Genomic DNA, 12,976 nt, shown 5'->3' with positions numbered 1-12,976 from the left:
ACGGTTAAAAGTGGCAGCTTTTTTCGTTTGGCTGAGAATGCAGAGGTGCGGGCCAGCGCACCTATGCGGCTGCCGGGCCGTCCTCGCGCCGCTGAGGCGGTGCCTTCGGCTTCCACGTCGTGCCGACGGATCGTTCAGGTAAGGCCGTCCTGGCCAACCCGAACTGCCAGTCACATCCCTGCGACGGGCTCCTGGCTCAACGTAAAAGCCTCAGCGCTGCGGATAGCCCTTGCAGCAGCAGAGGCGCGCTGGCCTCCACTATGGTGCCCTTTTTAACAATGAACACTGCGTTATCATCCATTGCTAAACAGACGAGCAGGTCGCCACTTTTGGCGCCCCTGGTTTTCAGTTACCTCAGAAGGTTTCCCAGTTGTCGTTGCTGTGTGCACCGGCAGCGGGCAAAGCGCGTGGTGTGGCTGCGACAGGGGCTTTCACGGTTTTTGTTATCGGTGCAATCACAGCCCGTGTCCCGGTTTTAAAGCGCGCCACCGCCGAGGACAAGCTGCTGGCCTGTTGCTCCAGCGAAGCCGAGGCGTTAGCCGATTCCTGCACCAGCGTGGCATTCTGTTGCGTCACGCGATCCATCTCGTTCACCGCCACACCAATCTGGTCGATACCGCGACTCTGCTCGTCTGAAGCTGATGCAATTTCGCCCATGATGTCAGTCACGCGCGTGACCGCACTGACGATCTCCTGCATGGTATCGCCGGCGCTGCTTACCTGTTGTGAGCCTAAATTGACGCGCTGCACGGAGCCCTCAATCAGCAGCTTAATCTCTTTCGCTGCCTGTGCACTGCGCTGCGCCAAGCTACGGACTTCACCCGCTACCACCGCAAAGCCACGCCCCTGTTCACCTGCGCGCGCTGCCTCAACGGCAGCATTGAGCGCCAGAATATTGGTCTGGAAAGCAATGCCGTCGATCACGCTGGTAATGTCGGCGATTTTTTTCGAGCTGTCGGCGATGTCACGCATGGTTTTTACGACGCCATCCACCACGTTGCCGCCTCGGTCAGCCGTTTCCGATGCGGTTTTCGCCAACTGCGTCGCCTGACGTGCGTTATCGGCATTCTGTTTAACGGTGGCGGTCAGCTCTTCCATGCTGGCGGCGGTCTCTTCCACCGAGGCGGCCTGTTGTTCAGTGCGAGAGGAGAGATCGTTGTTACCGTTGGCGATCGCGCTGGCACTGCCGAAAATGGCATCGGCACTGTCGCGGACATTGTTGATCGTGCCCAACAGTGCTTGCTGCATATGGTTGAGGCTCGCGGCAATGGCGGCCATTTCACTGTTTCCTTCAATCGTCAAACTGGCGGAAAGATCGCCCTCGGCGAAGCGCTCCATCTGCTGCTGCACTTGCTTCATCGGCGCTAACAGGATGCGGCGAACCAGCAGCCAAACCACCAGCAACAACAGCACCACAATCACTGCCATCACGGCGACCATCACCAGCATATGCTGATAAGTGCTATCGTTATCCGCAGTGCGCGCATTGATCAACTGCACGTTGTCGCCACGCCATTGTTTGTAGGCCGCTTCCAAATCATCCTGCGCCTGCTGTGCATCCAACTCACCATAGGCGGCGTAGTTATTGGCTTTCAGGAATGCGGCAGATTGGTTTAAAAGCTGATAATAAGCCGTGAACTTGCTCTCAATGAGCTGGGCGGACTCTGCACTTTGCCCCGCAATCCGTGGGACACTTTTGTAGCGGTCAAAGTGCTGCTTAGCTTCATCAAGCGATGCGCCCGCGGAAACCAGCAGCTTGTTAATGGCAGCGCGTGAAGCATCATCGGTCTGATTCTTCAGGATGCGAATCGCCACGCGGTTAATGATAACGCGCGTTTTCACCAGCGTTTGCCAGCTATCGGAGAACTCACGTTGTTGATGCGATAGCTGGTTACTGGCGGTGAAATTATGCTGGCCAGCGATCAGGGAAGATAAAAACAGCGAGCCGGAGATGGCCTGCATAGCGGTGAATACCAACAGCATCAATATGATGGCAGTCACAATTTTCATTTTCGTTAACATGATTTTCCCTGAGCAAAGTAGGCTAGTAGAGAAGTTATCGGTGTAAAAGCATATTGCTTAAGAGCCGCAAAAAAATAATTGCAATAAGTGATAATGTCGTGCAGGAGAAATGCAGTGAAACCCTTTGATTACGAACAAGACTTTAAGAATATCGATTTCCGACAGCGGCCAGACCTTTATCAGGTTGGGCGCGGTGAGCAGGGGGTATTAATGGTGGAGCCTTACAAGAGCGAAATTCTGCCGTTCTGGCGCTTCCGTACCGTGGAATTGGCTCAGGAATCTTCCGTTCAGATTATGCAATTGTTTGAGGAGTATCGTGCACAGGACGACTTTGTCGGCATGGATATGGCGCGAAAATTTATTCAGATGGGTTATACCCGCGCGCGTCGCTACAGTAATCACAAAGGCGGGCGAAAATATGATGCGGATGGCAATGAGCTGCCGCGCACCACAGAAAAAGAAAAGGCCGCTGCAGCGGCCATCTTTAAATCATGCTGGGATCGGCTGAGATCGGATACCGATTATCTGGCGCGCAAACGCGCGCACCAGCAAAAGCACGGTTAAACGCGCGTACCCCATAAATCGTACTCATCGGCGTGTTCAACTTTGACACGCACCACATCACCGACTTTCACCTGACGATCGCCATTCAGATACACCGCGCCGTCGATCTCAGGTGCATCGGCCATACTGCGACCCACCGCGCCTTCTTCATCCACTTCATCGATGATCACCAACACTTCACGGCCCATTTTCTCCTGCAAACGTTCGCTGGAGATTTTCTGCTGCAGTTGCATGAAGCGATCGAAACGTTCCTGCTTCACGTCGTCTGGCACCTGATCCGGCAGCTGGTTGGCCGTCGCGCCTTCAACCGGGCTGTACTGGAAGCAGCCAACGCGATCCAGACGCGCTTCTTTCAGGAAGTCGAGCAGCATCTGGAAATCTTCTTCGGTTTCGCCGGGGAAGCCGACGATAAAGGTCGAACGCAGCGTCAGTTCCGGGCAAATTTCGCGCCAGCGTTTGATGCGCTCCAGCGTGCGTTCAACCGCGCCTGGACGCTTCATCAACTTCAGGATGCGTGGGCTGGCGTGCTGCAGCGGAATATCAAGGTACGGCAGAATTTTCCCTTCGGCCATTAACGGAATCACGTCATCCACATGCGGGTAAGGGTAGACATAGTGCAGACGCACCCACACGCCGAGTTTCGCCAGCTGTTCGCACAGGCTCACCATGCTGGTTTTCACCGGGCATCCGTTCCAAAAACCGGTGCGGTGCTTCACATCCACGCCGTAAGCCGAGGTATCCTGTGAGATCACCAGCAGCTCTTTGACGCCGGCTTCCACCAGACGCTTGGCTTCGTCGAGCACCGAACCAATCGGGCGGCTGTCGAGATCGCCACGCATAGAAGGGATGATGCAGAAGGTGCAGCGGTGGTTACAGCCTTCGGAAATTTTCAGGTAAGCGTAGTGGCGCGGCGTCAGCTTGACGCCTTGCTCTGGCACTAAGCTCAGGAACGGGTTGTGTTCCGGCTTTGGCACGTAAGTGTGAACGTGCGACAGCACTTGCTCGTAGCTGTGCGGGCCGGTGATTTCCAGTACCTTAGGATGCACTTCGCGGATCTGATCCACTTTGGCACCCAGGCAACCGGTGACGATCACTTTGCCATTCTCGTTCAGCGCTTCACCGATGGCTTCCAGTGATTCCTGTACGGCGCTATCAATAAATCCACAGGTGTTAACGATGACGATCTCCGCATCATCGTAGCGTGGCACCACATCGTAGCCTTCAGTACGCAGTTCCGTCAGGATGCGTTCTGAGTCGACGAGGTTTTTTGGGCAGCCGAGTGAGACGAAGCCTACGCGCGGCGGATTTTTGACATGGCTCATAAGGATAATAATTCATCATAATTAGTGTGGATAGGCGGGGGATTGTACAGAGGTTGCGAGGGAAAATGTATAGGTGATGTAAGAATCTCCTTAACAGCGTAATGGGCGTTTCCCGCTATGCTTAACGGAGCCGTTATCCGTTCAAATCATCGCCGATAAGGCTGGTGGCTGCGAACCGTTAACGGTGATCCGAGTTGTGTAAACCCGCCTGTTTTGCTTAAATGTTCGGTTGGTGATTGTAAGTTATTCACCGCACTGAAGAATTTGAACGCGTGCTGACGGTGCCGATCGTATCGCCAGCGCAGATGCGGATAAAGTGAGAGCAGACAAATGCAAGAGATCGTTAAAGGTTTTCTGAATTTCCAACAGAATGTGTTCCCTGAAAGGAAGGATCTTTTCAAAAGTCTGGCGTCAAACCAGAATCCCAAAGCCCTGTTTATCTCCTGCTCAGACAGCCGTCTGGTGCCTGAATTAGTCACCCAATCCGAGCCAGGCCAACTGTTCGTGATCCGTAACGCCGGTAATATTGTGCCGCCGTTTGGTCCCGAACCGGGTGGTGTGTCCGCCACGATTGAGTACGCGGTAGTTGCGCTGGGCGTGACTGAAATCATCATTTGCGGTCACTCCAACTGTGGCGCCATGAACGCCATCGCATCCAATGCGGATTTGGAAAGCATGCCCGCAGTTGATCACTGGTTGCACTACGCCAATGCAGCGAAAGCTGTGGTGGAAGAGCGTAACTATGAAGCGGTGGAAACCCGTCTCAATGAAATGGTCAAAGAGAACGTGATTGCTCAGCTGAACAATATCAAAACACACCCTTCGGTAGCGGTGGCGCTGCGTAAAGGCAAAGTGCGTCTGCATGGGTGGGTTTATGATATTGAGAGCGGCGGCATTATTGCCCTGACCAAAGGCGGCGAAAGTTTCATTTCGTTGTCTGAGAATCCTGAGACCTGCTTCGAGTAATTCCTCTAACCACCTGCAATGCGGGTGGTTTCTTCTCTCAATCTGTGAAAATTTCCCGCTAAAGCGCAGCGTGCGCTCTACACTTGAGAAGCGATTTACCTCTTATAAGGGCTTTCTCATGCGATTTCGTCTTTATATTCCTGCTTTAACGCTGGCTATGCTGGCGGTGGGTTGTACCTCTCATGTTGCGGATAAACAGCAGTTTTCCGGCTTTCTCGGCGATTACAGCCAGTTAAAATCTGAACAGTCACCGAGCGGTAAACCGACATTGCGCTGGATCTCGCCGGATTATCACAGCGCGGATTACACCAACGTGGTGTTCGAACCCGTGGTTTACTATCCCGCCGCGCGACCGACTGAACGCATCAGCCAGCAAACATTGGATGAAATCCGTCAGTACACCGATAGCCAGTTAAAACGCGCGGTCGCAGAACGTAAACCGGTGGTGGGCAAGCCTGGTGCACATACGCTTAGGGTGAAAAGCGCCATCACCGCCGTAACGGCAGAAAACGAAGGAGTGCAGTTCTATGAAGTGGTGCCGATTGCGGCGGTGGTCGCCAGCACCATGGCGGCAACCGGGCATCGCACCCAGAACAGTGCGCTATTCCTGGAAGTAGAAGCGGTCGATGCACAGACGGGTAAGCCGCTGATTAAAGTGGTGCGCAAAGCCTTCGGTAAGTCACTGCCTAACAACAGCGCGCCGATTACGCTCAACGATGTGCGCCCAGGCATCGATGAGATGGTTCGAGATGTCGTGGCATTTTCTGCCCCTTGATCCAATCGCCCGACATTTTGTCGGGCTTAATGTTTTGTAAATCCTGCACATCCTTTCTTACTGGCTGACTACCCTTAACGGCAGACCGTGATAAAGGAGAATCCCATGCGTTTACTGCCTGTCGCGCTGCTGCTTGGCGCTTTAAGCTATGCTCATTCGACCCTGGCTGCCGATGTCCAGGTTCAGGTGTTGCAGGACAAACTCGACCATCCTTGGTCGGTGGCTTTCCTGCCCGACAATCAAACGCTGCTGATCACCGAACGCGCCGGGCATCTGCGCAGTTGGCAGCCGGGAAAAGGATTGTCGCAGCCCATCAGCGGTGTGCCAAACGTGTGGGCAAACCGCCAGGGCGGCCTGCTGGATGTGGTTTTGGCACCTGACTTTGCCCAGAGCCGCCGCGTGTGGCTCAGTTACACCACGGCTGATGCGCAGGGGCGAGCGGGCGGTGTCGTCGGCTATGGTCATCTCAGTGACGATAATCGTCAGTTGAGTGACTTTAAGGTGGTGCTGGAACAGACACCGAAACTCTCCAGCGGCGCGAATATAGGAACCCGGCTGGCGTTCGATGCGCAGGGCTTTCTCTTTATCGCGTTTGGCGACAACTTTTCCAGCCTGAGCGCGCAACAGCTCGACAAGCTTTCAGGAAAAATCGTGCGCCTGACGCAGAACGGTGATGTCCCAGCGGATAATCCCTTTGTGCAACGTAAAGACGCGCGTGCAGAAATCTGGTCCTACGGCATGCGTAATCCACAGGGATTAGCCTTCAATCCGTGGACGCAGCAGATGTGGGAGAGTGAACACGGCCCGCGCGGCGGCGATGAAGTGAATATCCCCCAGAAAGGCAAAAATTACGGCTGGCCATTGGCCACCTACGGTATTGATTATAGCGGGCAGAAAGTACCGGAAGCGCAGGGCACGCATGTCGCGGGAACAGAACAACCGCAGTTCTGGTGGAAAGTATCACCGGCCATCAGCGGGATGGCGTTTTACAACAGCGCACGTTTCCCGCAGTGGAAAAATTCGCTGTTCATCGGCGCACTGAAGGAAAAAAGTCTGATTCGCTTACGGGTGAACGGTGAGAAAGTGGTGGAAGAGCAGCGATTGCTGGGGGATCGCGGCGAACGTATTCGCGATGTGCGCCAGGGACCGGATGGTTATCTCTATGTGCTCACCGATGAAGCCAACGGCAAGCTGCTAAGAGTCGGGCTGGCGGAACCCGCCAGCGCCTCGCGCGGATAACTTAACGCACCCAGTTACAGACTTCCCAACCGCGCTGCTGTGCTTGCTCCAGCAGCAGCGCATTAGGGTTGACCACCCAGGCGTGATCGGCGTGATTGAGCAGGGGTAAATCGTTCATGGAGTCGCTGTAAGCCCAGGTTTTTTCAAAGCGCTGATCCTGCTGCAAAGCCTTCCAGTCACTCAGACGGGTCACTTTCCCTTCACGATAGGTGGCGGTGCCGTAAATCTGGCCGCTGTAGCGCTCGTCCACCACTTCCACGCCAATCGCCAGCGCACCGTGCACGCCCAGACGTTGTGCAATCGGTACCGCCAGATGATCGCCGCTGGCGGTGATGATCATCACGGTATCGCCGCGCTGCTGATGCCAGTTAATGCGTTCCCGCGCAGCGGGGAACACGCGTGGCAGGATATCGCGATGGATGAAACGTCGCACCCAACCCTCAACCGTCAGGGTCGCCATACCGGCGAGCGGGGAAAGCGTCGTGCTCATGTACTCTTCAATTGACAGGGTGCCGGCATGGTATTTCTCCATCAAGGCTTGTTCCTGAGAGATGAGTGCTTCGGGGGCAAATCCCTGTGAGACCAGCCAGCGCAGCCACAGGCTGGTACTGTCTTCACAAATCAGGGTTTCGTCCAGATCGAAAACGGCTAAGTCCATCGTGGTTCTCCTCGGGCTGATTGGCATCAGGTTAGCGGAATTTTGTGACTGGCTTAACCGTTCTGCGAAAAATCGGAATTTCTCTCACTTTTTCCACTACGGCCGAACCGTAAAAGTGGCAGCGCAGCAGGGTTGATGCCAGGGTTACTCTAATAAACTCTATAAAACTTTACGGTTGGACGGTTTTGTTCGCAGGTGGTAAGCGTGTAGCTTTTATTAAGACATGTCTTACCTGCTAGAAAACCATGATTTAACAAGGACAATCTGGTCACGCTCATGAGAAAAAACTCCGTCATTTCTGCTTTGCGGCCGCTGGCTGCCACTTCATTATTAGTGCTTTTCCTTCCCGTCACCACTCAGGCTGAACAGGCGCCTGCAGCCCCTCAAATTGAGGCTAAAGCCTGGATTCTGATGGACTACAACAGCGGCAAGGTACTGGCTGAGTCCAATGCCGACCAGCGGTTAGATCCCGCCAGCCTGACCAAAATGATGACCAGCTATGTGGTCGGCCAGGCGCTGAAAGCCGGTAAGATCCATAACGATGACCTGGTGACTATCGGTCAGGATGCATGGGCAACCGGCAATCCAAAACTGCGCGGCTCCTCGCTAATGTTCCTCAAACCCGGTGACCGCATTCCGGTTTCTGAGCTCAATAAAGGCGTGGTGATTCAGTCAGGCAATGATGCCTGTATCGCGCTGGCAGATTATGTCGCCGGTAGCCAGGACTCGTTTATCGGCCTGATGAACAACTACGTTAAAGCGTTTGGACTACAAAATACCCACTTTATGACGGTGCACGGGCTGGATGCCGATGGGCAATACAGCACCGCGCGCGATATGGCGATCATCGGGCAGCGTCTGATTAGCGATGTGCCAGAAGAGTACGCGTTAAACAGCGAGAAAGAGTTCACTTTTAATCACATCAAGCAGATGAACCGTAACCGCCTGTTGTGGAGCAGTAACCTGAAAGTGGATGGGATTAAAACCGGACATACCTCGGGCGCGGGGAATAACCTGGTCGCGTCTGCGGTCGACGGGGATATGCGTTTAATTTCGGTGGTGCTGGGTACCCAAAGTGATGCGATTCGCTTCCGTGAAAGTGAGAAGTTGCTCACCTGGGGTTTCCGTTTCTACGAAACCGTGACGCCGATAAAAAGCGACAAGCCTTTTGCCCAGCAGCGTGTGTGGTTTGGTGAACAGAGCCAGGTCAATCTCGGCGTGGCGAAAGATGCGGCGATCACCGTCCCGAAAGGTCAAATGAAAAACCTTAAGGCGAGTTTCACCCTGAATTCACCGCAGCTGGAGGCGCCGCTGGAGAAGAACCAGGTGGTGGGGACCATTGATTTCCAACTGGATGGCAAAACCGTGGATCAGCGCCCGCTGGTGGTGATGGAAGCGGTGCCGGAGGGCGGGTTTATGGGTCGTATCTGGGATTTCATCATGATGAAATTTAACGGCTTGTTTGGGAAGTGGTTTAGCTAGTCCCCTATCGGGCGGCCCGAGTGAGCCGCCCTTTACCTTATCCGCGTACCCACCCTTTTTTGATCGGCATAGCGAACAGAGCGCGATACAGCTGGTGGGTGAATGTCAGCATGCGTTCGCCGTACAACTGCCACGCCATATGCGAGGCCAGACACGCCAGTAAGCCCACCAAAAATCCGCCCAGCATATCCATAGGCCAATGTACGCCAAGATAAACGCGTGACCAGGCAATCGCACTGCCCACGGCCAGCAGAATGACGCCAGACCACAGGCGATGCCAGAAGATGAACGCCAGTGCAAAAGTGAAGATGGTGGTGCCATGATCGCTGGGGTAAGAGTCATCGGCGGCGTGAGCGAGGAATTGGTGCCCTAAGCCAATGGCAAATGGACGCGGATGCGGCAACAGTTGGCCCACGCACCATGAAATGCTCAATGCATAAATCAGCGCCATACCGGTTTTCAGTACCAGCGCGCGTTGAGATTGCACTTGATCGCGCGGCCCCCAAAACCATAAGGCCACAATCAGCAGCGGGACAATGGCAATCACATCTTTGGCGATAAAGGTCGCCAGGTTAATCAACCATGGCGGTGAATCCGTCGTGGCGTTGATCCATAGAAACAGGCTATGGTTGAGCGCTTCCATCACGTTTGCTTTTCCTCATCTTGTCTACCCAAAAAGAAACACCAGCAAAAATCAGCACCTGGCTCAGCCACACCCACCATCCCGACCACAGATTGTGAGAGAAGAAGTGGGCACCGCGCATCACCTGTCCGTATCCCATCAGTAAGCCCACGGTGATACCAAACAGCAGCGCCAGCACGGCGCGGCGCGGACGCTCTGGCCACCACAGGAAGAACAGCGCCATCAGAGCAAAGCCGCTGGAAGCGTGACCGCCTGGGAAGCATTGCCCGGGACCGCTGTTGGCCGGAGTAGGGTCCAGCAGCACAAAACTGGCCGCTTTACCGCCAAACATCGCCAAATCCCATGGACAGGAGTGCGCGCTATGCGCCTTCAGGATGCCCACCACTAGCGGCCCAATGCCAAACAGCAGGGCCACCAGCACGCGGCGACCATCACGCTTCTGCACACCTCTTAACAACATCAATACCGCACCGGCGATGATCACATCCTTGAACAAGCGATGATTGATCAGGTCCAGCCAGCGGTTGTGTTGCCACGGAAACGTCTGCGTCTGTGGGTCAAACCACAGCTGACTGATGGCGATATCCAGGCTTTCGTGGCGCGACCACCACATAAACACCAGTGCCGAAATTGCCAGTAAAATAAAGTTGATAGCGTAAAAGCGACCAGACAAACAATAAATAGTCGGGTTCTTAATCTTATCGCGGGTTGTTGGAGTGTTTAACTTTGATGAAAGTTGCATGAATATTTTAAAAATAGCGAAACCAGAGTGGCAGGGTCGCAATTTACGCTTAGGAGAACCTTAAGCGGCAGGATTTGCAGGCATAAAAAAACCCGCAAGTCAGTGACCGGCGGGCTCCACAATTTGGGGATTTCAAAGAAAAGCAGTGGCACTTATTCAGACTGCGCCCCAAATAGAAAGTTCTGAACGCGGTAAAAATATTTTTAAAAAGGCAAAAGCGGCCAAATTATCACAATAAGCGTGCCGGCCAGCGTCAGCAAAACGTTAGCAATCGCATAAGTTCCTGCATAGCCCAGTGCCGGAATGCTACTGCGCGCGGTATCGCTGATGATCTCCATCGCCGGGGCGCAGGTGCGCGCGCCCATGATGGCGCCAAACAGCAGCGCGCGGTTCATGCGTAACACGTAGGCACCAAACAGATAGCAAATCACCACTGGGATCAAACTCACCAGCAGGCCGCTGAGCAACATCAAAGCGCCTGCGCTGCCCAGGCCATGTTGCAGACCGCTACCGGCGCTCAAACCGACACCTGCCATAAACACCATCAAACCGAACTCCTTCACCATGGTCAGCGCACCCTGCGGAATGTAGCCGAAGGTCGGATGGTTCGCGCGCAGGAAACCGAGCATGATACCCGCGAACAGCAAACCGGCGGCGTTACCGATGCCGAAGCTAAAGTTGCTGAACTGGAAGGTGATCATGCCGATCATCAACCCAATGATAAAGAAGGCGCAGAAGGCCAGCAGATCGGTCATTTGACTGTGAATGGCAATAAAGCCGATGCGATCTGCCAGGCTTTTCACTCGGCGCGCTTCACCACTGACCTGCAACACATCGCCCTTGTTGAGCATGATGCTGTCATCAATTGGCATCTCAATCTGGCTGCGAATCACCCGATTGAGGAAGCATCCATGATCGGTGAGTTTCAGATGGCTCAAACGTTTGTTCACCGCATTGTGGTTTTTCACCACAATCTCTTCGGTGACGATACGCATGTCGAGTAAATCGCGGTCGAACACTTCTTTGCCGTTACGGAAGCTGGCATCAAGGCGTGCGTGTGCATCGGGGTAGCCCACCAGCGAAATTTCATCACCGAGTTGCAGCATCGCATCCCCATCCGGGCTGGCGAGAATACCGTTACGGCGCAGACGTTCAATGTAGCAGCCGGTCTGACGATGAATGCCTAACTCGCGCAGGTTTTTGCCGCCGCTCCATTCCACCAGTTCCGGGCCAACGCGATAGGCGCGGATGACCGGCAAGAACACTTTACGCTGGCTGTCGGCATCCAGTCCGCGCTCTCGCGCAATCTGCTGCGCGCAGGTCGGTAAGTCCTGATGTTGCAGACGGGGCAGATAGCGAGCACCAAAGATCAGGCTGACCAGACCGATTAAATAGGTGAGGGCGTAACCGAGGCTGAGGTTATCCTGCATCATGTTGAGCTGATGGCTGTCACTGATGCTTTGCCGCAGCGTGTCACCCGCGCCCACCAGCACCGGCGTGGAAGTCATGGAACCGGCCAGCATGCCCGCCGTCAGGCCGATATCCCAGCCGAACACTTTACCCAGCCCAAGCGCAATGAGCAGCGCACTGACCACCATCACAATGGCGAGGAAGAAGTAATTTTTACCGTCGCGGAAAAAGATCGAAAAAAAGTTAGGTCCGGCTTCAACACCGACACAAAAAATAAACAACATAAAGCCGAGGCTGAGTGCGTCGGTATTTATCGCAAAATGCTGCTGGCCTAAAATCAATGAAACAACGAGGACACCAATGGAATTTCCTAGCTGTACCGAGCCCAGGCGTAATTTACCTAAGCACAGCCCCAGGGCTAAGACGACAAATAATAACAGAACGTCATTTCCGCTTAACAATTCTGCGACGTTAATGTTCACGGTTTAACTTCTTCTTTACCTGTAACAAGTTGATGAGAAGGCCTTTTTTCGCTATCTTGTGGCAGCCGTTAGCGTCCTTGCCGCCAGCAAGGTGCAGACCATTATTTAAAACGGCGTCATTCTAATCATAAATAACTTCCTCAGCTATCAGCAGTTTTTAATCTTTCTGCCAGCGGCTGTTTCTTTTTATTTCCACTTGTGCGCATCAGGGCAGTAAACGTTTCAATATTGTTAACAACAAAGTTGAGGATGGTTATGTTGCAGCGCAATAATCGCTGGCCAGCATCAGTTCTGGGTATGATGCTTTATACGCTGGTGTTTATTTTTGCACACCATTTTTGGGCCCTTGCCGCGGAACAAACTATGCGCGGACAGCCTGAATTATTGCTGTTTTTATTGCCGGGCATGTTAATGGCGGTGTTGCAGCCAGACAGCCCCCTGGTCAGTACACTGTGGGTCGCCGTGGTGGGCACGCTATTGGGTATGGCCTGGATGTGGCTCACCGTCACGCAGATGCACAGTTGGCTGCTGATTGTTGCATGGAGTTTAAGTGCGCTGTTTTGGGCTGGATGCGGGGCGTTACTGATCCGCCTGATGCGAATTATGCTGGCGATGCGTGCCGAATAGCACGATCAAAAACGGGCCCGCAGGCCTAATGCCGATCAGTTAAG

Annotated in this window: 12 protein-coding genes; 6 read left to right on the top strand and 6 right to left on the bottom strand. The window is 54.0% G+C overall.

Translation table 11 applies throughout. The annotated features are described in order from the left end of the window. Positions 1–354: 354 nt before the first annotated feature. A complete protein-coding gene (locus tag VH86_RS22430; RefSeq protein ID WP_045834163.1) occupies positions 355–2,022 on the bottom strand; it encodes a methyl-accepting chemotaxis protein in 1,668 nt (555 codons plus the stop codon). A gap of 114 nt (positions 2,023–2,136) precedes the next feature. On the opposite strand from VH86_RS22430, the gene VH86_RS22425 reads away from it, so the two are divergent. Then, positions 2,137–2,586, top strand: coding sequence for a DUF4385 domain-containing protein (locus VH86_RS22425; RefSeq protein WP_045834162.1), 450 nt, complete (start codon positions 2,137–2,139; stop codon positions 2,584–2,586). Here the strand turns inward: VH86_RS22425 and rimO are convergent. Then, a complete protein-coding gene (gene rimO / locus VH86_RS22420; protein ID WP_045834161.1) occupies positions 2,583–3,908 on the bottom strand; it encodes a 30S ribosomal protein S12 methylthiotransferase RimO in 1,326 nt (441 codons plus the stop codon). The genes VH86_RS22425 and rimO overlap by 4 nt on opposite strands. A 330-nt stretch (positions 3,909–4,238) precedes the next feature. On the opposite strand from rimO, the gene VH86_RS22415 reads away from it, so the two are divergent. The 3 genes from VH86_RS22415 (at position 4,239) to VH86_RS22405 (ending at position 6,888) form a co-directional block, all read left to right on the top strand. After that, on the top strand, positions 4,239–4,874 hold the full coding sequence (locus VH86_RS22415) for a carbonic anhydrase (RefSeq protein ID WP_034820773.1): 636 nt from the start codon (positions 4,239–4,241) through the stop codon (positions 4,872–4,874). 118 nt (positions 4,875–4,992) lie between these two features. Next, entirely contained in the window at positions 4,993–5,649 is a 657-nt protein-coding gene (locus tag VH86_RS22410) for a DUF3313 domain-containing protein (protein ID WP_045834160.1), read from the top strand. A 105-nt stretch (positions 5,650–5,754) separates the two neighbouring features. Next, positions 5,755–6,888, top strand: coding sequence for a PQQ-dependent sugar dehydrogenase (locus tag VH86_RS22405; protein ID WP_045834159.1), 1,134 nt, complete (start codon positions 5,755–5,757; stop codon positions 6,886–6,888). Position 6,889: 1 nt separating this feature from the next. On the opposite strand, the gene VH86_RS22400 is transcribed toward VH86_RS22405, so the two are convergent. Further along, the gene (locus VH86_RS22400) at positions 6,890–7,546 is read right to left on the bottom strand and encodes an HAD family phosphatase (protein ID WP_045814002.1); all 657 of its coding nucleotides are present in this window, start codon (positions 7,544–7,546) and stop codon (positions 6,890–6,892) included. 276 nt (positions 7,547–7,822) lie between these two features. Between VH86_RS22400 and VH86_RS22395 the strand changes: the two genes are divergently transcribed. Further along, positions 7,823–9,028 (top strand): serine hydrolase, encoded by a 1,206-nt coding sequence (locus tag VH86_RS22395; protein ID WP_081946740.1) that lies wholly within the window; start codon positions 7,823–7,825, stop codon positions 9,026–9,028. A gap of 37 nt (positions 9,029–9,065) precedes the next feature. On the opposite strand, the gene ybjG is transcribed toward VH86_RS22395, so the two are convergent. The 3 genes from ybjG to VH86_RS22380 all read right to left on the bottom strand — a co-directional run bounded on the left by ybjG (position 9,066) and on the right by VH86_RS22380 (position 12,305). Continuing rightward, positions 9,066–9,671: an undecaprenyl-diphosphate phosphatase gene (gene ybjG / locus VH86_RS22390; RefSeq protein WP_038647896.1), complete on the bottom strand. Its 606-nt coding sequence runs from the start codon at positions 9,669–9,671 to the stop codon at positions 9,066–9,068. Further along, positions 9,652–10,413: a phosphatase PAP2 family protein gene (locus VH86_RS22385; RefSeq protein WP_045834158.1), complete on the bottom strand. Its 762-nt coding sequence runs from the start codon at positions 10,411–10,413 to the stop codon at positions 9,652–9,654. The genes ybjG and VH86_RS22385 overlap by 20 nt, the downstream gene beginning before the upstream one ends. Positions 10,414–10,616: 203 nt before the next feature. Then, a complete protein-coding gene (locus VH86_RS22380) occupies positions 10,617–12,305 on the bottom strand; it encodes an aspartate:alanine antiporter (RefSeq protein ID WP_038647892.1) in 1,689 nt (562 codons plus the stop codon). A 249-nt stretch (positions 12,306–12,554) separates the two neighbouring features. Between VH86_RS22380 and ybjM the strand changes: the two genes are divergently transcribed. Continuing rightward, positions 12,555–12,932 (top strand): inner membrane protein YbjM, encoded by a 378-nt coding sequence (gene ybjM / locus VH86_RS22375; RefSeq protein ID WP_369800374.1) that lies wholly within the window; start codon positions 12,555–12,557, stop codon positions 12,930–12,932. The last annotated feature ends 44 nt before the right edge of the window (positions 12,933–12,976 follow it).

Source organism: Pantoea sp. BL1 (assembly GCF_000963985.1).
GTDB classification, from domain to species: domain Bacteria; phylum Pseudomonadota; class Gammaproteobacteria; order Enterobacterales; family Enterobacteriaceae; genus Pantoea; species Pantoea rwandensis_B.
This window is presented reverse-complemented; position numbering and strand designations above follow the sequence as displayed.

What these genes read in the sequence shown, in the direction of transcription:
- VH86_RS22415 (WP_034820773.1), top strand. Translation starts at nt 4,239, where the DNA reads ATGCAAGAGATCGTTAAAGGTTTTCTGAATTTCCAACAGAATGTGTTC.
- ybjM (WP_369800374.1), top strand. Translation starts at nt 12,555, where the DNA reads ATGGTTATGTTGCAGCGCAATAATCGCTGGCCAGCATCAGTTCTGGGT.
- VH86_RS22405 (WP_045834159.1), top strand. Translation starts at nt 5,755, where the DNA reads ATGCGTTTACTGCCTGTCGCGCTGCTGCTTGGCGCTTTAAGCTATGCT.
- VH86_RS22430 (WP_045834163.1), bottom strand. Translation starts at nt 2,022, where the DNA reads ATGTTAACGAAAATGAAAATTGTGACTGCCATCATATTGATGCTGTTG.
- VH86_RS22410 (WP_045834160.1), top strand. Translation starts at nt 4,993, where the DNA reads ATGCGATTTCGTCTTTATATTCCTGCTTTAACGCTGGCTATGCTGGCG.
- VH86_RS22395 (WP_081946740.1), top strand. Translation starts at nt 7,823, where the DNA reads ATGAGAAAAAACTCCGTCATTTCTGCTTTGCGGCCGCTGGCTGCCACT.
- VH86_RS22400 (WP_045814002.1), bottom strand. Translation starts at nt 7,546, where the DNA reads ATGGACTTAGCCGTTTTCGATCTGGACGAAACCCTGATTTGTGAAGAC.
- rimO (WP_045834161.1), bottom strand. Translation starts at nt 3,908, where the DNA reads ATGAGCCATGTCAAAAATCCGCCGCGCGTAGGCTTCGTCTCACTCGGC.
- VH86_RS22385 (WP_045834158.1), bottom strand. Translation starts at nt 10,413, where the DNA reads ATGCAACTTTCATCAAAGTTAAACACTCCAACAACCCGCGATAAGATT.
- ybjG (WP_038647896.1), bottom strand. Translation starts at nt 9,671, where the DNA reads ATGGAAGCGCTCAACCATAGCCTGTTTCTATGGATCAACGCCACGACG.